16 protein-coding genes and 1 tRNA gene are annotated in these 17,857 nt (G+C 68.7%); 11 read left to right on the top strand and 6 right to left on the bottom strand.

Annotated elements, in window-relative coordinates:
- Positions 1–216: 216 nt before the first annotated feature.
- On the top strand, positions 217–420 hold the full coding sequence (locus tag ABD848_RS11225; RefSeq protein ID WP_344970672.1) for a cold-shock protein: 204 nt from the start codon (positions 217–219) through the stop codon (positions 418–420).
- 231 nt (positions 421–651) lie between these two features.
- Complete coding sequence (locus tag ABD848_RS11220; RefSeq protein WP_344970669.1) at positions 652–972, top strand: sec-independent translocase; 321 nt, start codon at positions 652–654, stop codon at positions 970–972.
- A 12-nt stretch (positions 973–984) separates the two neighbouring features.
- Here the strand turns inward: ABD848_RS11220 and ABD848_RS11215 are convergent, their stop codons facing one another.
- Entirely contained in the window at positions 985–2,103 is a 1,119-nt protein-coding gene (locus tag ABD848_RS11215) for a CaiB/BaiF CoA transferase family protein (protein ID WP_344970667.1), read from the bottom strand.
- 161 nt (positions 2,104–2,264) lie between these two features.
- On the opposite strand from ABD848_RS11215, the gene rsmA reads away from it, so the two are divergent.
- Positions 2,265–3,149 carry a 16S rRNA (adenine(1518)-N(6)/adenine(1519)-N(6))-dimethyltransferase RsmA gene (rsmA, locus tag ABD848_RS11210; RefSeq protein WP_344970665.1) on the top strand — a complete coding sequence of 295 codons (885 nt, stop codon included), beginning with the start codon at positions 2,265–2,267 and terminating at the stop codon, positions 3,147–3,149.
- A 277-nt stretch (positions 3,150–3,426) separates the two neighbouring features.
- Here rsmA and ABD848_RS11205 read toward each other — a convergent pair whose 3' ends face one another.
- Entirely contained in the window at positions 3,427–5,373 is a 1,947-nt protein-coding gene (locus tag ABD848_RS11205) for a serine/threonine-protein kinase (RefSeq protein WP_344970663.1), read from the bottom strand.
- Between the two features lie 246 nt (positions 5,374–5,619).
- On the opposite strand from ABD848_RS11205, the gene ABD848_RS11200 reads away from it, so the two are divergent.
- Positions 5,620–6,540 carry a 4-(cytidine 5'-diphospho)-2-C-methyl-D-erythritol kinase gene (locus tag ABD848_RS11200; RefSeq protein WP_344970661.1) on the top strand — a complete coding sequence of 307 codons (921 nt, stop codon included), beginning with the start codon at positions 5,620–5,622 and terminating at the stop codon, positions 6,538–6,540.
- A gap of 353 nt (positions 6,541–6,893) precedes the next feature.
- On the opposite strand, the gene soxR is transcribed toward ABD848_RS11200, so the two are convergent.
- On the bottom strand, positions 6,894–7,355 hold the full coding sequence (gene soxR / locus ABD848_RS11195) for a redox-sensitive transcriptional activator SoxR (RefSeq protein WP_344970658.1): 462 nt from the start codon (positions 7,353–7,355) through the stop codon (positions 6,894–6,896).
- A gap of 66 nt (positions 7,356–7,421) precedes the next feature.
- Here soxR and ABD848_RS11190 point away from each other — a divergent pair, with 66 nt between their 5' ends.
- The 3 genes from ABD848_RS11190 (at position 7,422) to ABD848_RS11180 (ending at position 11,179) form a co-directional block, all read left to right on the top strand.
- The gene (locus ABD848_RS11190) at positions 7,422–8,120 is read left to right on the top strand and encodes a transketolase (protein ID WP_344970656.1); all 699 of its coding nucleotides are present in this window, start codon (positions 7,422–7,424) and stop codon (positions 8,118–8,120) included.
- A 98-nt stretch (positions 8,121–8,218) separates the two neighbouring features.
- The gene (locus ABD848_RS11185) at positions 8,219–9,118 is read left to right on the top strand and encodes a transketolase family protein (RefSeq protein WP_344970752.1); all 900 of its coding nucleotides are present in this window, start codon (positions 8,219–8,221) and stop codon (positions 9,116–9,118) included.
- Between the two features lie 249 nt (positions 9,119–9,367).
- Positions 9,368–11,179, top strand: a complete 1,812-nt coding sequence (locus tag ABD848_RS11180; protein WP_344970653.1) for an ABC-F family ATP-binding cassette domain-containing protein — start codon at positions 9,368–9,370, stop codon at positions 11,177–11,179.
- A 288-nt stretch (positions 11,180–11,467) separates the two neighbouring features.
- Here the strand turns inward: ABD848_RS11180 and ABD848_RS11175 are convergent, their stop codons facing one another.
- The 3 genes from ABD848_RS11175 to ABD848_RS11165 form a co-directional block, all read right to left on the bottom strand.
- Positions 11,468–11,983 (bottom strand): MarR family winged helix-turn-helix transcriptional regulator, encoded by a 516-nt coding sequence (locus tag ABD848_RS11175; RefSeq protein WP_344970651.1) that lies wholly within the window; start codon positions 11,981–11,983, stop codon positions 11,468–11,470.
- A 62-nt stretch (positions 11,984–12,045) separates the two neighbouring features.
- Positions 12,046–12,705, bottom strand: a complete 660-nt coding sequence (locus tag ABD848_RS11170) for a TetR/AcrR family transcriptional regulator (protein WP_344970649.1) — start codon at positions 12,703–12,705, stop codon at positions 12,046–12,048.
- 9 nt (positions 12,706–12,714) lie between these two features.
- Positions 12,715–13,677, bottom strand: a complete 963-nt coding sequence (locus ABD848_RS11165) for an acyl-CoA desaturase (protein ID WP_344970647.1) — start codon at positions 13,675–13,677, stop codon at positions 12,715–12,717.
- A 386-nt stretch (positions 13,678–14,063) separates the two neighbouring features.
- On the opposite strand from ABD848_RS11165, the gene ABD848_RS11160 reads away from it, so the two are divergent.
- From ABD848_RS11160 to ABD848_RS11145, 4 genes are all read left to right on the top strand, one after another.
- Positions 14,064–14,135 (top strand) — tRNA-Gln (locus tag ABD848_RS11160).
- Between the two features lie 321 nt (positions 14,136–14,456).
- Positions 14,457–15,917 (top strand): bifunctional UDP-N-acetylglucosamine diphosphorylase/glucosamine-1-phosphate N-acetyltransferase GlmU, encoded by a 1,461-nt coding sequence (gene glmU / locus ABD848_RS11155; RefSeq protein WP_344970645.1) that lies wholly within the window; start codon positions 14,457–14,459, stop codon positions 15,915–15,917.
- A 17-nt stretch (positions 15,918–15,934) separates the two neighbouring features.
- Positions 15,935–16,915, top strand: a complete 981-nt coding sequence (locus ABD848_RS11150; protein ID WP_344970643.1) for a ribose-phosphate diphosphokinase — start codon at positions 15,935–15,937, stop codon at positions 16,913–16,915.
- Between the two features lie 268 nt (positions 16,916–17,183).
- Positions 17,184–17,804 carry a 50S ribosomal protein L25/general stress protein Ctc gene (locus tag ABD848_RS11145; RefSeq protein WP_344970641.1) on the top strand — a complete coding sequence of 207 codons (621 nt, stop codon included), beginning with the start codon at positions 17,184–17,186 and terminating at the stop codon, positions 17,802–17,804.
- Positions 17,805–17,857 lie beyond the last annotated feature (53 nt).

The following is a 17,857-nucleotide window of genomic DNA, read 5'->3' as shown; positions in this document are numbered from 1 at the left end:
TCGCCCGGTTTCGTCGCAGCGAAACCTCGGCAAGTTCGTAACACTCCTGATATTCTCAGAAGTGGTTGCGGCTGTAGTTTCCATGGATGCCCTAGGCGCCTCGCGGAACTTCACGTGGGCGCTAGACACTCGTGGTCACTGACTCTCCGAGCGGGCGCCCGGCAACCCGGGGCCAGCAGGGTGCGGTCCCGATTTCGTCCCCAAAGGGAGAGCAGCATGGCTCAGGGCACCGTGAAGTGGTTCAGCTCTGAAAAGGGTTTCGGGTTCATCGCGGTCGAGGGCGGTGGCCCGGACGTGTTCGTGCATTACTCGGCGATCGCGGGTAGCGGCTTCCGGAACCTGGAAGAGAATCAGTCGGTCGAGTTCGAGATCACACAGAGCCCCAAGGGGCCGCAGGCGTCCAACGTGCGCGCGCTCTGACGCTGTCGTGATTGTTTCGCGGCCTTTCGCCCGTGCTTACGGCGGGCGGGAGGCCGCGTTTTGTTCCCAGCCTCGCCCCTGCGAGTCGCCCGGTGTTTCGTTGTCCTTCGCGCTCCCGTTGGCCGCACCACTCTCCCCAACACCATCGCCATGGGCTAGCCTGCTAGCGGCTAGTCTGTTGGCGGACGCCAGCGGATCGGGCGAGCTGCGGCGGGTCGCAAGGAGTGCCAGATGTTCAACATTGGGGCGGGCGAATTCATCGTCTTGGGCATCCTCGCGCTGCTCATTTTGGGCCCCGATCAACTCCCCAAAGCGGCGTCGCAGGCCGGCCGGGCCCTGCGCCAACTCAGGAAGTTCGCCGACAGCGCCAAGAACGACCTGCGGGAAGGGCTGGGGCCCGAGTTCAAGGACTTCGACGTCGAAGACCTCAACCCCCGCCGGTTCGTGCAGAAGCACTTCTGGGACGACCAAGAGGACAGCGAGCCGGGGCCGCGCCGCCCCGCGGCCAAGCTCAACGGCCGTCGTCCTCCCTACGACAGGGAAGCCACCTGAACAGCTTCCCGACTACCGTGCGGTCTCGTCGGGTAGTTCCACGCCCCACTCCTTGAGCGTGTCGGCCAGCGACGGCTCTCGGTAGCTGGGAGCGCGTGAGGCGGCCGTGGGAGTGCGGCTGAACCGCGGGGCCGTCCCGGGGTGGAGGCGTCCCTGTGCGTCCGTTACCGAGCCGCGTGCCGCCACGTGGGGGTGGTGGGGAGCCTCCGCCAGCGACAGCACGGGCTGCACGCAGGCGTCGGTATCGGCGAAGATCTCCGCCCACGTGTCGCGATCCCGGCTGCGCAGAGCCGCGGCGAAGCGCTCCCGCAGTTCCGGCCAGCGCTGCCGATCCCACTGGTCGGGCAAGTCGGCGTCGGCCAGGCCGATCCCGTCCAGGAAAGCGGCGTAGAACTGCGGTTCGAGACAGCCCACGGAGACGTAGCCCCCGTCTGCGCAGGCGTAGACGTCGTAAAACGGTGCGCCGGTGTCGAGATAGTTGGTGCCGCGCTCGTCGCTCCAGGCGCCGCGTTCGCGGTCCTCGTACATCATCGACAGCAGCAGGGAACTCCCGTCGACCATGGCGGCGTCGACCACCTGACCCTGGCCTGAACGCTGCCGTTCGAGCAAGGCGCTCAGAATACCGGTCACGACGAACATGGCGCCGCCGCCGAAGTCGGCAACCAGGTTCGCCGGGGGCACCGGCGCCTGACCCGCCCGGCCAAAGCTGTGCAACGCACCGTTGAGCGAGAGGTAGCTGATGTCATGGCCGGCCCGCTGCGCCAGCGGTCCGCTCTGTCCCCACCCGGTCATCCGGGCGTACACCAGGCCGGGGTTGGTCTCCGTACAGGCCTGGGGCCCCAGCCCCAGACGCTCCATAACGCCGGGCCGGAACCCCTCCAACACCACGTCGGCCGCGTCGACGAGCCGTCGCGCGATCGCCACTCCCGCCTCGCTTTTGAGGTCGACCCCCAACGCGGGACGGCCGGCGCTCATGTGGGGGGCGGGCGCCCCACCTTTCTCGGCCTCAACCGTGGCGGGGCGGTCCACTCGGATCACGCTGGCCCCGAGATCGGTGAGCAGCATGGCTGCCATCGGCCCCGGACCAATGCCGGCGAACTCTACGATGCGCGTTCCGTTGAGCGGTCCCATACGACCTCCGTGAGCGAGTGGCTACCACGACTGGGGCATGCGGTCTCATTGTCGCGGCTCGCATGACAGCGGCTTTACCCGGGGCGCTCACGGATCGCCGGTCCGGGGGCCTCTCCAGCGGCCTCGCGGGCGGTGCCGCCGATGCCTGCGAGAATACGAGGGTGACCCACTCTGAGAGCACCGGCGCCACGCGGCTGCTCACCCCGGCCGACGTGCGGCGTATCGCTGACCGGTTGGGGCTGCGGCCGACCAAGACCCTTGGACAGAACTTCGTCGTCGACGCCGGCACGCTGCGCAGGATCGTGCGTGTCTCCGGCGTCGGAGCCGAGGACGTCGTCGTGGAGGTCGGACCCGGTCTGGGCTCGCTGACGCTGGCGCTGCTGCCCGTTGTGCGCCGGATCGTGGCTGTGGAGATCGACACCGTTTTGGCCGCGGCGCTGCCGGACACCGTGGCCGAGTACGCCCCGGAGGTGGCCGACCGGCTGGAGGTGGTGGCCGCCGACGCGCTGCGCGTTACGGAGCTGCCCGGCCCCGAACCGACCGCGCTCGTGGCCAATCTGCCCTACAACGTGGCCGTGCCTGTGGTGCTGCACCTGCTGGAGTCGCTGCCGTCCTTGCGTCGGGCCCTGGTGATGGTGCAGGCGGAGGTGGCCGACCGGCTGGCCGCACGCCCGGGCAGCCGCGTCTATGGCGCGCCTTCGGTCAAGGCCGCGTGGTATGCCGAGGTGCGCCGGGCCGGGGCCGTTGGCCGCGGTGTCTTCTGGCCCGTCCCCAACGTCGACTCCGGCCTGGTGGAGCTGCACCGGCGTCCCGCACCGTCGACCCCGGCCACGCGCGAGGAGGTCTTCGCCGTCATCGACGCCGCCTTCGCCCAGCGCCGCAAAACCCTGCGCTCGGCCTTGGCCCCGTGGGCCGGAACCCCGGCCGCGGCGGAGGCCGCGCTGCGGGCGGCCGGAGTCGCACCCACGGCCCGTGGGGAGACGCTGGACGTCACCGACTTCGCCCGGATCGCGGCCAACCGCGAGGCCGCCGCCCGGCCGTCCTGAACCGGAGCTGTCGCACCGTGGCGGGCGCCCGTGGAGACGCGCTGGGTTCTGTTTTCGGGCGGCTGGGGTGGGGTGTTCTTCGTTGGCTCGTGCCTCGATCGCTGCGCGATCTCGCCAGCCTGCGAAGACGGCAGCAGAGGCGCGCACCCGCGTGTGCCCACCGTCGGCCCTCGCTGCCCGTCTAAAAACAGCACCCAGGCGCCGGCTCGGGCCTGCCCACGCGGCTGCGGCCGCCACGGCTCCTGACCTTTTGCCGCCGCGCGGATGCGCCCCGGCCTCAGGTGGGCGTGCTGTCGAGCGCTTCCTGCCGCTGTTCCAGGTCGACACGGACGCCGTCGCTGCTCTCCTGACCGCGGAGCAGCAGTCGGGTGGGGGTGATGTCGTCGTCGAGGATGAAGACGATCCGGCCCTCGGCGCGTTCGTGGGGCGGGATGGTCTGCCACAGCGACGCCTGCGCCTCCTGCGGAGTGGGCTGTTCCGCTGAGTGCAGCGCGCCACCGAGCGGACCGATCTTTTGCCATTCGGGTTGCAGCCGGATCGGCTCGTTGGAGGTGTTCTCCACTGTCACCGGGACCACGCAGTACTGGCCGTTGTGCACAGTGGAGCGGCCCCGAAGCTCGGGGCCGCACTCGAAGTCGCGCAGCGTGAACCGCACCGGGCCGTCGGCATGGCCCTGAGGCGCCGTGCTGCTGCTCGTGGGAGAGTCCGACAGAGAGTCCGACGGGGCGCCGCTGGACGGCTCTTGACTCGCTGCGGCGCCTTCCCCCTCCTCGGGCGCCGAACCGGTCAGTCCGAAGCCGGTGGAGCCGAACTGGACGAGGAGACCGAAGACCAACAGGGCCAGTATGACGCCGATCGCACCGATGGCCACGAGCCATTTGATCCGCCGACGCGAGGGCTGCAACGGGGTGTGCGGCGGCGGGGCCACCGGCGGCACGTAGGGCTGGGACTGCGGCGCCCCCGGGGCAGCGTGCGGCCGGCTGGGCTGCTGGGGTGGCGGGCCGCCGCTCACCGGCGGTACCGGCCCCGTGTGGTGGGGCCCCACCGTGGGGAACTGCCCCGTGTGGTGCCCTGCCTGCTGCGGCTGCTGGACGGGCGCACCGTGGGGGGGCTGGCTCGGGGGCGCGGCGTTGCCTCCGCCTTGGCCCGCCCCGGGCGGCACCGGTGGAGGCGGTTGCTGAGGCGGTTGGGCCGGCGGAGGGCCGGCTTGCCCGGGGTAGGGCGGTGGTGGGGGCGGCTGCGAACCGGGGGCCGGTCGGCCACCGGGAGCGGGCTGCGCTCCGCCGGGCGGGGGCGGCTGCTGCGGCATCGGAGGCAGCGGGGGAAGGTTGGGCCGCCACGACTGGTGCAGCGCGTGGCTGACCATGTCGTTGGCGTCGCTGTTGTCTGAGCTTCCGCCGGCCAGTTCCAGCAGCAGATCTTGGGCCTTGGGGCGGCGGTCGGCCTCTTTGGCCAACGCCCGGGCCACCAGTCGGTCCAAGGGGCTGTCAAGCGAACCGATCTGGGGCTCGGCGAACAGCATGCGCTTGCCCAGGGTCATGGCGTCGCCGTTACCGAAGGGGTGGACGCCGTTGCCGGCGAAGGCGACCAGGCACCCCCAAGCGAAGATGTCGGCCGCCGTAGTGACCTTCTCCTCCAGGAGCTGTTCGGGCGCCATCCACCCCGGGCTGCCCATGACGATGCCCGTCTGGGTGTGGCTCGTCACGGTGTTGAGTGCGCGGGCGATGCCGAAATCGATGACGCGCGGACCCGACAGCGACAGGATCACGTTCGCCGGCTTGAGGTCGCGGTGAACAAGACCGGAGCCGTGGATCGCGGCCAGCGCCGCGGCCACCCCCAACGCGAAGCCGTGCAGCGTGCTGGAGTCGAGCGGCCCCTCCTTGGCGATGTGCTCGGCCAGCGCCGTACCCGAGATGTACTCGGTGACCATGTAGGGCCGGTTCTCGAAAGTCCCGTGGTCCAGGATCTTGGCGGTACAAAAAGAGGCGACGCGGCGGGCGTTTTCCATCTCGTCGCGGAACCGGGCACGGGTGGCCTCGTCGAAGGCTAGTTCCGGCCGGATGACCTTGATCGCGACCTGGTCACCCTTCTCAGGGGAGCGGCCCAGGTAGACCGTCCCCATCCCGCCGCTGCCCAGTCGCCCGGCCAGCACGTAAGGTCCGATGGTCGCCGGATCTCCGGCGGCCAGCGGTTCTAGGTTCTTCGGGAGCCCATCCGACGGCAAGCGACCCTCCCCGACGGTTTCCAAACTCCGCCTGGCCCCAAAGGTAGCTGGGATTGCGTCCTGATACCCACCCGTACCGGTCGCCGAACCCCCTCGCACGGGCGCACGGCAGGCCGAAAACGGGGGAGATCGCTACGTGGGCGCCCACCATCCTGCGGAGAATCTCCCCACGGCACAAGGGCCCCTGAGGGGCGAAGGGGTTCACGGAGGCGAAGCTTCCTTTACGATCTAGGACTCGTGACCGCTATGACCGCCGTAACCGTACGTGTGCCCGCGAAGGTCAACCTCCAGTTGGCGGTGGGGCCAGCGCGTGAAGATGGATACCACGATCTGGTCAATGTCTTTCACGCTGTCTCGGTCTTCGACGAGGTTACCGTTACAGCGCGGGAGCCCGGTTCCGCACCGGGCGAAATCATCCTCCGCGTCACCGGCGAGACCGGTTCCGGACCCACGCGCGTTCCCGACGACACCAGCAACCTCGCCGTGCGCGCCGCCGCTGTGCTGGCGCACGAGACCGGTGCCGGCACACCCATCACCATTGACCTGCACAAGAACATCCCCGTAGCCGGCGGGATGGCCGGCGGCAGCGCCGACGCCGCCGCGACTCTTGTGGCATGCGACACGCTGTGGAAAACGGGGATGGCCCAACAGGACCTCCTCGACCTGGCCGCCCGACTGGGCAGCGACGTCGCCTTCCCTTTACTGGGTCGTACCGCCCTGGGCACGGGCCGCGGGGAAGTGCTGGAGCCGCTGCCGTGCGGCGGAGGGCTGCACTGGGTGTTCGCGCTCGCCGAGGGAGGTCTGTCCACCGGCGAGGTCTTCCGTGCCTATGACCGGCTGCGTCCCGACGCCCCGCAGCCACAGTGTGACCCCGCCCTCGTGGCAGCACTGGCCAGCGGCGACGCCGCGGCCGTCGGTGCGGCTCTCGATAACGATCTCCAGCGCGCCGCCGTATCGCTGCGTCCCGAGCTGAGCCACACCCTGGCCGTCGGTGAAGAGGCGGGCGCCCTGGGCACTCTCGTGTCCGGTTCCGGACCCACGTGTGCCTTCCTCGCGGCCGACGAGCGTGACGCGCAGCGCATAGCCGCGCGGCTGCTGGAGGCCGGCAGGTGCGCGCGCACGATCACCGCCTACGGCGATGTTCCCGGAGCCAGCGTCGTGAGCTGAGCCGGTCCCGCCGTCCACGAGCACCCGCGGCTCCCCACGCCGAGGCCGCCCGTCGCCTCGGAGCGAGGAGCCCCGTTTCCTGGACTCGTTTCCACTCCAAGGCGTTTTTCGCCCGCCCCACGTGTGCAGGGGGTGTTGTCCAAGGGGACGAAGCCGCCGCCCATGCCGGGGCAGACCCAGCGTGCGCGCGGTGGTGATCGGTTTTCCAGCGGCGCGCACCCCCGGTTTCAGCCAAGGGGAAGAGGTCAAGAATGCTTATCGTCGGTGCAGGCGGGAGGGCCGAATCTCCCTGGCACCGGCGGTGCCCTGCCACTTCCCTGCTCGCCGGGGCCCGCACCGGTGCGGGGAGGGCGTCACACACCCCCTTCGTGAACCGGCTTGAGCAGCGGCGCCCCCGGCCCGTAGGCGGCGAGTGTGTCGTCGTCGTTGTGCAGGCCGCAGGTGCGCAGCGACAGGCAGCCGCACCCGATACACGAGGTGAGCCGATCCCGTAGCCGCTGGAGCGCGTCGATACGGGTCTCCAGCTCGACGCGCCACTGCTCGGACAGGAGCGCCCAGTCCTCAGCCGTGGGTGTGCGTTCTTCAGGCAAGGCCGCCAACGCCTCGTAGATCTGATGCAGTGTCAGCCCGACCCGCTGGGCGGCCGAGATGAACGCTAGTCGGCGCAGCGTGCTGCGGTGGTAGCGCCGCTGGTTGCCCGCTGTGCGCTCGGCCCGGATCAGCCCGCGCTCCTCGTAGAAGCGCAGCGTGGTCGCTGGAATGCCGCTACGTTCGGCCACCTGTCCGATCGTGAGGCGGGTTGGCAAGTGACTCATTTCACTCCTTATGTCGTCGCGTCGCTACCTTGACTTCCAGTTAACTTCAACTTTCATGCTGGCGCTATGGCGACGACCCTTTCCAGATATGCCGATCTCCCGGCCCTCATCGGCCTCATGACCGGTGACGACAAGCACCAGGCAGCCACCGAGTCCACACTCGACGCGCTGTGGGTGCTCTACGACAGCGTCCTCAACATCTCCCCCGACCGGGCCGACGACCCCGGCCGCGACCGGCTCCTGCTGTCCAAAGGCCACGGCCCCGCCGCCTACTACGCCGTGCTGGCGGCCAAAGGGTTCCTCAGCGTCACCGACCTGCGCTCGTGGGCCACCTTCGCGTCACCCCTGGGCCACCACCCCGACCGCGTCCTGGTGCCCGGCGCGGAGATCAGCAGCGGCTCTCTGGGGCACGGCCTTGGTCTGGGCGTGGGCACGGCGCTGGGTCTGCGCGCCCAGGGGCGGCGTATCCCCCGCGTCGTGGTGCTGCTCGGCGACGGCGAACTCGACGAGGGCAGCAACCACGAGGCCATCGTCACGGCCGGCCGTCTCAGCCTCGACAACCTGACCGCCGTCGTCGTCGACAACCGGTCGGCCTCACTGGGCTGGCCCCACGGCATCGCCCACCGCTTCGAAGTCGAGGGCTGGAAGACCCGCACGGTCAGCGGCCGAGACCACACGGCCCTGCACGAGGCCCTGACCGGCCCCCACGCCCAACGCCCCCTCGCGGTCGTCGCCCGCGCAACACCGAAAGGACGAGCAGCATGACCTCACCAGCAACGGCCGGCCCCGCCCCAGTGGCCGGCGCCACGGCCGCCGGCCACCGCGGCCGGAGCGGCTCCCGCCCGGCCGTCGTCGCCCAGGACATGCGGAAAGCGTTCATCACCGCGGTCACCAGCGCGCTCGACACCGATCCCCGGGTCGCCGTGGTCCTCGCCGACATTTCCGCCGACCGCTTCACCACGGCCGCGACCCGCCACCCCGACCGCGTGCTCAACGTGGGTATCCGCGAACAACTCATGATCGGCCTCGCCGGCGGCCTCGCGCTGACCGGTATGCGCCCCGTCGTGCACTCCTACGCCCCGTTCCTCATCGAGCGCCCCTTCGAGCAGCTCAAACTCGACTTGGGCCACCAAGGCGCGGGCGCGCTGCTGGCCAGCGTCGGCGCCTCCTACGACAGCCCCGAGATGGGGCGCACCCACATGGCCCCGGGCGACGTCGCGCTGCTCGACACGCTGCCCAACTGGACCGTGCACGTTCCCGGCCACGTCACCGAGGTCAACAAGTTGTTGCCGGCGGCGCTTGTCGGCGACGATCCCGTCTACCTCCGGCTGACGACGCGCGGCAACACCGCGGCCCGCCCCGTGGGGCAGGGACTGGTGACCGTGCGCGCCGGTTCTCCGCGCTGCCTCGGCGTCGTGGTCGCCGTCGGTCCCATGCTCGACCGGGTGCTCGCCGCGACCTCAGAGCTGGACGTCACCGTTCTCTACACCGCCACGCCCCGGCCCTTCGACCGGGCCGGCCTCAACGCCGCTGTGGCCGCCGCCGGCCAGGCCGACGTCGTGCTCGTGGAGCCCTACCTGGCCGCGACCTCGGCTCACGAGGTGACGGCGGCGCTGGCCGACCGCCGGCATCGCCAACTCTGTCTCGGTGTCTCCCGCGACAGCGAACTACGCGCCTACGGAACGCCACACGAGCACGACCGCGCCCACGGCCTCGACGTCGACGGTATCGCCGCGGCTGCCCGAGAGTTCTTCCTCGTCTAGGTTCTGTGTTCGGACGGCTGGGGTGCGGGGTGTTCTTCGTTGGCCCGTGCCTCGGACTGCGCGATCTCGCCGGTCTGCGAAGACGACGGTGGACACGCTCACCCGCTTGCGCCCACGGCCCGCTCTCGCCGCCCGTCCAAAAACAGCCTCCGGGAACGTCCTGGGGTCGGCGCGTTTCGAGACGAACGCATGGCGCACCGGCCGCCGGTGGACGCCGCACCCCGACACACCCACCACAATGGGAAGACGATGGCCATCTCGAACCTCGTCAACCTGCAAGACGTCTCCCTCGCCTACGGACCTTTGGTACTACTCGACCGGGTCTCGCTCGGCGTCGAGCGAGGCGACCGTATCGGCGTGGTCGGACGTAACGGCGGCGGTAAGTCGACCTTGGTGTCGGTGCTGGCCGGCCGGACTCAGCCCGACTCCGGGCGCGTCGTCTTGGCCCGCGACTTGAGTATCGGCTTCCTCCAGCAACACGACCGTTTCCCCGAGTCCACCGTCGGCGCGTTCGTGCTGGGGGAGATGGCCGAGCACGAATGGGCCGGTGACGCCCGCGTCCGCGACGTGCTGCGGGGGCTGCTCGGCGGGTGGGACCTCGACCTGCCCATGGCCACCCTTTCCGGCGGGGAGCGCCGCCGGGCGATGCTCGCGCGGCTGCTGATCGAGACCCACGACATCATCGTCCTCGACGAGCCCACCAACCATCTCGACATCGAAGGCATCGCCTGGCTCGCCCGCCACCTGCAAGGGCGCAAAGAAACACTCGTCGTCGTCACCCACGACCGCTGGTTTCTGGATGCGGTCACCAACCGCACGTGGGAGGTCGTCGACGGGCGTGTCGAGCGCTACGAGGGCGGTTATGCCGCTTACGTGCTGGCCAAGGCCGAACGGGAGCGCCAGGCCGCCGCGGCTGAGGAACGGCGGCAAAACCTTGCGCGCAAGGAGTTGGCCTGGCTGCGGCGCGGCCCGCCCGCCCGTACCTCCAAGCCCAAGTTCCGTGTCGAGGCCGCCAATGCCCTCATCGCCAACGAGCCTCCACCGCGCGACACCGTCGAGCTGGTGCGCTTTGCCAGCGCCCGGTTGGGCAAGACCGTCATCGACGTCAACGACGTCACGCTGACCGCGGGGGAACACACCCTGCTGGACCGGCTCACCTGGCAGTTGGGGCCGGGCGATCGGGTCGGTTTGGTCGGGGTCAACGGTTCGGGCAAGACGTCGCTGCTGCGGCTGCTCAGCGGGGAGCGTGAGCCTGACGCGGGGTGGCTGCGCCACGGCAAGACGGTCAAGCTGGCGCACCTGTCGCAGACACTCGCCGATCTCGACCCGACGCGGCGTCCGCTGGAGACCGTCGAGGAGGTCCGCCAGTACATCACGATCGGGAAGAAGGAGTACTCCGCCAACCAGATGTTGGAGCGCTTCGGGTTCCGGGGCGATCGGCAGTGGACCCCTATCGCCGAGCTCTCCGGTGGCGAGCGGCGCCGGCTGAGCCTGCTGCGGCTGCTTATGGACGAGCCGAACGTGCTGCTGCTCGACGAGCCCACCAACGACCTCGACATCGAGACCCTCACGGAGTTGGAGGACCTGCTCGACGGTTGGCCGGGATCGTTGGTGTTGGTCAGCCACGACCGCTATTTCCTGGAGCGCGTTTGCGACCGTGTCCTGGCCTTGTTGGGCGACGGCCACCTGTCCTTCCTGCCCGGCGGGGTCGAGGAGTACCTGCGGCGCCGTGAGGGAGCCGACGAGCAGGGCAGCGTGCCCGGAACGCGCGAGCGGGAAGGCGGCACCGCCTCGGCCGCCGACTCGGGGCAGGCGGCCACCTCGGAACGACCGCAGCCGTCCGCCGCCCAGCGCCGCGCCGCCCACAAGGAGATGCAGCGCCTGGAACGCCGGATCGACCGGCTCGGTTCCCGCGAAGCCGAGCTGCACGAGCTGATGGCCCAGGCGGCCGACGACTACACGCGGCTGGCCGAGCTCGATGCGGAGCTGAAGACGGTCAGCGCCGAGAAAGGGGAGCTGGAGGAGCTTTGGCTCGCCGAGGCCGAGAAGGCGGGCGACTGAGGGTCCCGCTCGTGCTCGCTGTGCCGGGCCTCGCCACTGATCCCGGTGGCGGTGCCGGCCGCCGTCCCCACATCAGCGGCAGGAGAGGCCGTGTGGGGCTAGGTTGTTGTCTTTCGAACGGCTGGGGTGGGAGCGCGTGGGGTGTTCGTCGTTCGCTCGCGCCTCGATCGCTGCGCGATCTCGGCAGCCCGGGAAGCGACAGCGGACGCGCTCACCCATTCCGCCCACCCCCGACCGCGTCGACCTTTTCAAAAAAACAGAACCTAGAGGTGCGCCGCTCGCTCCTTCTCACCAGCGGGGCAGGGCGGTCGTGGCCGGCTCGTCCAGCGGTGACAGCAGGGAGCGCAGCAGGCTCGCCAGGGTTTCGCGGTCGCCTCGGGACAGCCCGCCCAGGATCGACTCCTCGTAGCTGAGTAAGTCGGCCAGGGCGGCATCGACGCGCTCTTTGCCCTCCTCGCTGAGCCGCACGAGGACCCCGCGCTTGTCGGCAGGGTCGGGGAACCGCCCCACGAGACCGGCTGCGGCCAACCGGTCGATGCGATTGGTCATCGTGCCCGAGGTGACCAGTGTCGCGCGCAGCAGCCGCCCCGGGGTCAGCTCGTAGGGAGGGCCCGACCGGCGCAGCTCGGCTAAGACGTCGAACTCCCACGGTTCCAAGTCGTACTTGGTGAAGACTGTGCGGCGCGCGCGGTCGAGATGCCGCGACAGCCGTGACACCCTGCTGAGCACCTGGAGCGGCTCGACGTCGAGGTCTGGACGCTCCGTACGCCACGCCTCGACGAGCCCATCGACCTCATCGCGCATGCTCCCAGCCTATCTCTTGACATCAAGATAGTATTGATGCAGTCCGCGACGAGGTCGACCGGCTACTCCGCTTTGCGCTTGCGGCCCGTGGTCTGAAGCTGTGGCTTGGGTTCCAGACTCGACAGCCCGTTCCAGGCCAGGTTCACCAGATGGGCGGCGACCACCTCGCGCTTGGGCTTGCGCACCTCCAGCCACCATTGGCCGGTCAATGCCACCATGCCCACCAACGACTGCGCGTACATGGGGGCGAGTTTGGGGTCGTAGCCCCGCTCCTTGAACTCTTCGGCCAGGATGTGCTCCACCTGCGAGGCGATGTCGCTGATCAGGCTGGCGAAGCTTCCCGTTCCGGAAGCCGCGTGGGAGTCGCGCGCCAAGATACGGAATCCTTGGCTGTTCTCCTCCACGTAGCGCAGCAAGGCCAGGGCCGCGCGTTCCAGCTTGTCACGGGCATGGTCATCGATGAGGGACGCGCTGACCATGCCCAGCAGTTGCTGCATCTCACGGTCGACCACGATGGCATAGATCCCCTCTTTGCCACCGAAGTGCTCGTAGACGACAGGTTTGGAGACGCCCGCACGGCCGGCGATCTCCTCGATCGAAGTGCCGTCGAAGCCGCGCTCGGCGAACAGTTCCCTTCCGATATCCAGTAGCTGCTCTCTACGCTCCCGGCCGGTCATGCGCTTCCTGCGCGACCGGGGTTTCTGCTCGCTCACGGCTTCCATGATGGTGGATCAATCTAACTCGCTAACGCGCTTGCTCGCCAGCCGCTCAGGGTTGGGCCACCGCACCTTGTAAGCCCACCCCAGTTTCTCGAAGGCCCAGATGAGGCGGGCGGAAATGTCAATTTGACCACTGAGCACGCCGTGGCGAGCGCAGGTGGGATCGGCATGGTGCAGGTTGTGCCACGACTCCCCGAACGAAGGGATGGCTAGCCACCATACGTTGCGCGACCGGTCGCGCACCTCGAAATTCTCCTCACCGATGGTGTGGCAGATCGAGTTAATCGACCACGTGACGTGGTGCAGCACCGCGACGCGCACCAGCCCGGCCCAGAAGAAGGCGGTGACCGCGCCCCACCACGACATCGTGATCAGGCCGCCGATGAGGGCCGGTCCCAGCAGCGAGAACAGCGTGAACGCCCAGAAGTAGCGGTCGATTTTGACGATGTCGCGGTCTTTGAGCAGGTCGGGGGAGAAGCGCTTCGGCGAGGTCTTCTCCTCGCTCAAAAACAGCCACCCCATGTGGGCGTAGAACATGCCCTTGGCGACAGAGCGCCAGTCGTCGCCGAAGCGCCACGGCGAGTGCGGGTCGCCCTCGTGGTCGGCGTACTTGTGGTGACGCCGGTGGTCGGAGACCCACTTGATGACCGACCCCTCGACGGCCATGCTCCCAGCGATGGCCAGCGCGATGCGCAACGGGCGCTTGGCCTTGAAGGAGCCGTGTGTGAAGTGTCGGTGGTAGCCGACCGTGACCCCGAGCCCGCTGACAAGGTAAAAGGCAACGCCGATTCCGACGTCGATCCAGCTCAGCCCCCATCCCCAAGCAAAGGGCACGGCGGCGGCCACTGCCAACAGGGGGGCGAGCACAAAGAAGAAGACAGTAACTCGCTCTGCCTTGCCCCGCCCCTCGGGCGCCAGTTCGGGCTCGGGCGCAGGTTTTCTTGTCGTGGGGGCGATGTCGGGCGCTGCGGTCATGAATTCACCTCGATCGGGGTAACCGCCTGCTCGGGATGGCTGGGCGCGGGCCAATGGATGTTTGTGCGCTTCGGCCCACCCCGACGGTCACCAATAACTTATACCTACGTAACCGTAACCTACGGAGGCGTAAGTTTGGCAACTAGGTACACCCCAATTCATGTAAAAACCTGGCGGGCCTCCGTTGTCCACAGCCCCGCGAGTCAGTGGCCGGGGCCACGAGTCCGGCATCTCAAAGCGCCGTGACAAGGCAGTCCTCATCACACCGCGCGGGGGATCGCCGATACCGAGATGACCCCGGCGGCGGGAGGCGTTATGGTAAGAACGGTGGACGCCGCGAGGGTCCGGTGCGTTGCCCCCGAGGGCGCTCCGGAGTCTGCTCACCTTCCCGGGTGGTGTAATCGGCAACACTCCTGATTTTGGTTCAGGCATTCCAAGTTCGAGTCTTGGCCCGGGAGCCCGTGTGCCCGTCGCCGTCACGTGGCCAGGCGGCGGCCCTGCCTCCCCTCGAGCGGGGGTGGCGTCCCTCACGCCGCGCGGTGCTGTCGTTATTTGCGCAGCGCTTCGTATTCTCCGGCGCCTTGCCTCCGCGTTTCGGCGGTCGGCGATGTATGCTGCCCATGTCGGCTTTTAGGGCGCCTTTCAGTCATGCGCTCTTATCGCTCCCGACACCTTTTCGACACCTGAATGTCGGTCGCCTCGGTCGCACCGTCCCGCAATCCTGTCCGCGTAGTGCGCCAACATCAGCCATCCGCCAGTGACGTGAGGAGTCTCCGCCAGTGAGCGCGAGCCGCCCGGCTGCCGTTATCGTCCTCGCAGCGGGCGAGGGCACCCGTATGAAGTCCAGGCTCCCGAAGGTTCTCCACGAGATCTGCGGGCGCAGCATGCTTGGGCACGTCCTGGCCGCCTCAGCCGAGTTGGCCCCCGAGCGCACCCTGGTGGTCGTGGGCCACGGGCGCGAGCAGGTGACCGACCATCTCAAAGCCGTCGCTCCGGCAGCCACGGCCACCGTGCAACACGAGCAGAACGGAACCGGGCACGCGGTCCGTATCGCTGTCGAGGATCTGCGGGAGCACGGCGTGCCCCTGTCCGGAACCGTCATCCTCGCCTACGGTGATACGCCGCTTTTGCAAGGCAACACCCTCGCCGAGCTCGCAGCCTCCCATGAGGCGGCGGGCAACGCCGTGACCGTGCTCTCGGCCAAGGTGCCCGATCCCACCGGCTACGGGCGAATCGTTCGCGCAGCCGACGGCACCTTCACCGAGATCGTCGAACACGCCGACGCCACAGCCGAACAGCGCGCGATCGACGAGATCAACTCCGGTATATACGCTTTCGACGGCGCACTGCTCAGCGAGGTCGTCCACCGCCTCTCCAGCGACAACGCCAAAGGCGAGGAGTACATCACCGACGCCGTCGCGATCCTGCGCGGCGACGGCCACCGGGTGGACGCCGCCGTGGCACGCGACTGGGTAGAGATCCAGGGCGTCAACGATCGGGTCCAGCTTGCCCAGGCCCGCCGGCTCCTCAACGACCGGCTCCTCACCCGCCACATGCGTGAGGGGGTCACCGTGGTCGACCCGGCCACCACGTGGGTCGATGTCCACGTCGACATCGACCGTGACGCCGTCGTCGAACCGCAGACCCAACTCCAGGGGACCACCTCCATCGGCGAAGGCGCACACATCGGTCCAAGCACGCTGCTGCGCGATACCAGCGTGGGCGCTGACGCCACCGTGTCACACACCGTCGCCCACGAGGCCACCATCGGCGCGGAAACCACCGTCGGCCCCTACGCCTACCTGCGGCCCGGTGCGACACTGGACCGTAAGGCCAAAGTCGGTACGTACGTTGAGGTCAAAAACGCCGCCATCGGCGAGGGTTCCAAAGTGCCGCACCTCACCTATGTCGGAGACGCCGACATCGGGCGGGGCGCCAACATCGGGGCCTCCTCCGTCTTCGTCAACTACGACGGAATTGACAAGCACCGCACCACCATCGGCGATCACGCGCGAACCGGCAGCGACAACATGTTCGTCGCTCCAGTCAACGTCGGTGACGGCGCCTACACCGGTGCGGGAACAGTCGTCCGCGACGACGTCCCCCCTGGGGCGCTCGCGGTCTCTGCCGGAGAGCAGCGCAATATCGAGGATTGGGTACGGCGCAAACGGCCGGGGACCGCAGCGGCCGAGGCGGCCGAGCGGGCGAACGAAACCGGCGACGGCCAAGCGAACACCTGAATGTGGGGGAAACCAACGTGACCGGCAAGAAAGCCGCGGGTCAGAAAAAGCTCATGCTCTTCTCGGGGAGAACCCACCCCGAGTTGGCAGAGGAAGTGGCCGATCAGCTCGGCATCGACGTCGCCCCGGCGAAGTTCCAGGACTTCGCCAACGGCGAGATCTTCGTGCGCTTCCTGGAGTCAGCCCGTGGCTGCGACGCCTTCGTCTTGCAGTGCCACTCCGAACCCATCAACGAGTCCATCATGGAACAGCTCATCATGGTGGACGCCCTCAAACGCGCATCGGCCAAGCGCATCACCGTCGTGGTGCCCTTCCTCGGCTACGCGCGCCAAGACAAGAAGCACCGCGGGCGCGAGCCGATCTCGGCCCGTCTGATGGTCGACCTGTTCAGCGCCGCCGGCGCCGACCGGCTCATGTGTGTCGACCTGCACACCGACCAGATCCAGGGGTTCTTCAACGGCCCGGTGGACCACCTGTTCGCGCTGCCCATCCTGGCCGACTACGTGGCCTCGGAGGTCGCCGACAGCGGCGAGATCACCGTCGTCTCCCCCGACGCCGGGCGCGTGCGTACCGCCGACCGCTGGGCCGACCGGCTTGGCGTGCCACTGGCCATCATCCACAAGCGTCGCAACCCCGACGTGGCCCACCAAGTCCAGATGCACGAGGTCGTGGGCGAAGTCGAGGGCCGCACCTGCGTGCTCGTCGACGACATGATCGACACCGCCGGCACGATCGTCAGCGCGGCCGAAGCTCTGAAGGCCAAGGGCGCGGCGAAGGTGCTCGCCGCGGCCACGCACGGCGTCCTGTCGGGGCCGGCCGTGGAGCGGCTGGAGAAATCCCCGATTTCCGAGGTCGTCACCACGAACTCGCTGCCCGTCCCCAAAGATCGTTCCTTCGACAAGCTCACGCAGTTGTCGATCGCTCCCCTCCTTGCGCGCGCCGTCAATGAGGTCTTCAGTGACGGCTCGGTGACGAGCCTGTTCGAGGGCGCCAGCTAGGCGTCAGGTTGGGCGATTCGGTGGGGGTGCGCCCCTGACGAACCGCCCAACCCTGCCTGCCGTGTTCGGAGACGTTCCCAGAGCCATTAGACTGAAATGAGTGTCTCCGCTTCCGCGGAGCCAGGTTTTATGGTCGCGCAGACTGGGCGCGGCGCGGTCATATCCCCCGCGAGCAAGCGGGGCCTCCCGCCCTGTCGAGCGGGAGTCGTTTCGGAGAAGTCGTGTTTCCCCGTGTACAGCGGGGATGACCCCACTGAGGAGTTTTGTCGTGTCCGAGGTACGTATCGCTGCCGAGCCGCGCACCGAGTTCGGGAAGGGCGCAGCACGCCGCGTCCGTCGCGCGGGTAAGGTGCCGGCCGTCCTCTACGGCCACGGCACGGACCCGCGTCATATCACCCTGCCGGGGCACGACCTCATGCTTGCCCTGAAGACCCCGAACGTGCTGCTGCGTGTCGAGGGAGTTGGAGGCACCGACAACCTGGCGCTGCCCAAGGCGGTCCAGCGCGACGTCATCAAGGGTTTCCTGGAGCACGTCGACCTGCTGGTGGTCGAGAAGGGCGAGAAGGTCGCGGTTGAGATCCCGGTGACTCTCACCGGTGAGGTCGCCTCTGGCGGCAGCCTCTACCAGGAGGCCGTCTCGGTCGAGGTTCTTACCGAGGCCACTCACATTCCCGAAGGTGTCGAGTTCAACGTCGAAGGGCTCGAACCCGGAACTCAGGTCACTTTGTCCGAGCTGAAGCTACCGGCTGGCACTGAACTGCACACCGACCCCGACGCGACGCTTCTCATCGTCTCCCACGAGCGCTCCGGAGCTGCCGCGGAAGGCGAAGAGGCCGCCGGGGAAGGCGCCGGCGAGGGGTCCGAGCCGGCCGAGGCCGCCGCCGAGTAAGAGGGCGCCCGCAGGTTCGCCGGCCCAGCGACGAGCAGACGATTAGCAGCACC

This window comes from Salinactinospora qingdaonensis (genome assembly GCF_039539445.1).
Lineage (GTDB): Bacteria > Actinomycetota > Actinomycetes > Streptosporangiales > Streptosporangiaceae > Salinactinospora > Salinactinospora qingdaonensis.
This window is presented reverse-complemented; position numbering and strand designations above follow the sequence as displayed.

Bases quoted from the DNA above. Each gene is read 5' to 3' on its own strand.
- ABD848_RS11170 (WP_344970649.1), bottom strand. From the start codon at position 12,705: ATGGAAGCCGTGAGCGAGCAGAAACCCCGGTCGCGCAGGAAGCGCATG.
- ABD848_RS11165 (WP_344970647.1), bottom strand. From the start codon at position 13,677: ATGACCGCAGCGCCCGACATCGCCCCCACGACAAGAAAACCTGCGCCC.
- ABD848_RS11180 (WP_344970653.1), top strand. From the start codon at position 9,368: ATGGCCATCTCGAACCTCGTCAACCTGCAAGACGTCTCCCTCGCCTAC.
- ABD848_RS11220 (WP_344970669.1), top strand. From the start codon at position 652: ATGTTCAACATTGGGGCGGGCGAATTCATCGTCTTGGGCATCCTCGCG.
- ABD848_RS11190 (WP_344970656.1), top strand. From the start codon at position 7,422: ATGGCGACGACCCTTTCCAGATATGCCGATCTCCCGGCCCTCATCGGC.
- ABD848_RS11185 (WP_344970752.1), top strand. From the start codon at position 8,219: ATGCGGAAAGCGTTCATCACCGCGGTCACCAGCGCGCTCGACACCGAT.
- ABD848_RS11175 (WP_344970651.1), bottom strand. From the start codon at position 11,983: ATGCGCGATGAGGTCGATGGGCTCGTCGAGGCGTGGCGTACGGAGCGT.
- ABD848_RS11225 (WP_344970672.1), top strand. From the start codon at position 217: ATGGCTCAGGGCACCGTGAAGTGGTTCAGCTCTGAAAAGGGTTTCGGG.
- ABD848_RS11200 (WP_344970661.1), top strand. From the start codon at position 5,620: ATGACCGCCGTAACCGTACGTGTGCCCGCGAAGGTCAACCTCCAGTTG.
- ABD848_RS11215 (WP_344970667.1), bottom strand. From the start codon at position 2,103: ATGGGACCGCTCAACGGAACGCGCATCGTAGAGTTCGCCGGCATTGGT.
- soxR (WP_344970658.1), bottom strand. From the start codon at position 7,355: ATGAGTCACTTGCCAACCCGCCTCACGATCGGACAGGTGGCCGAACGT.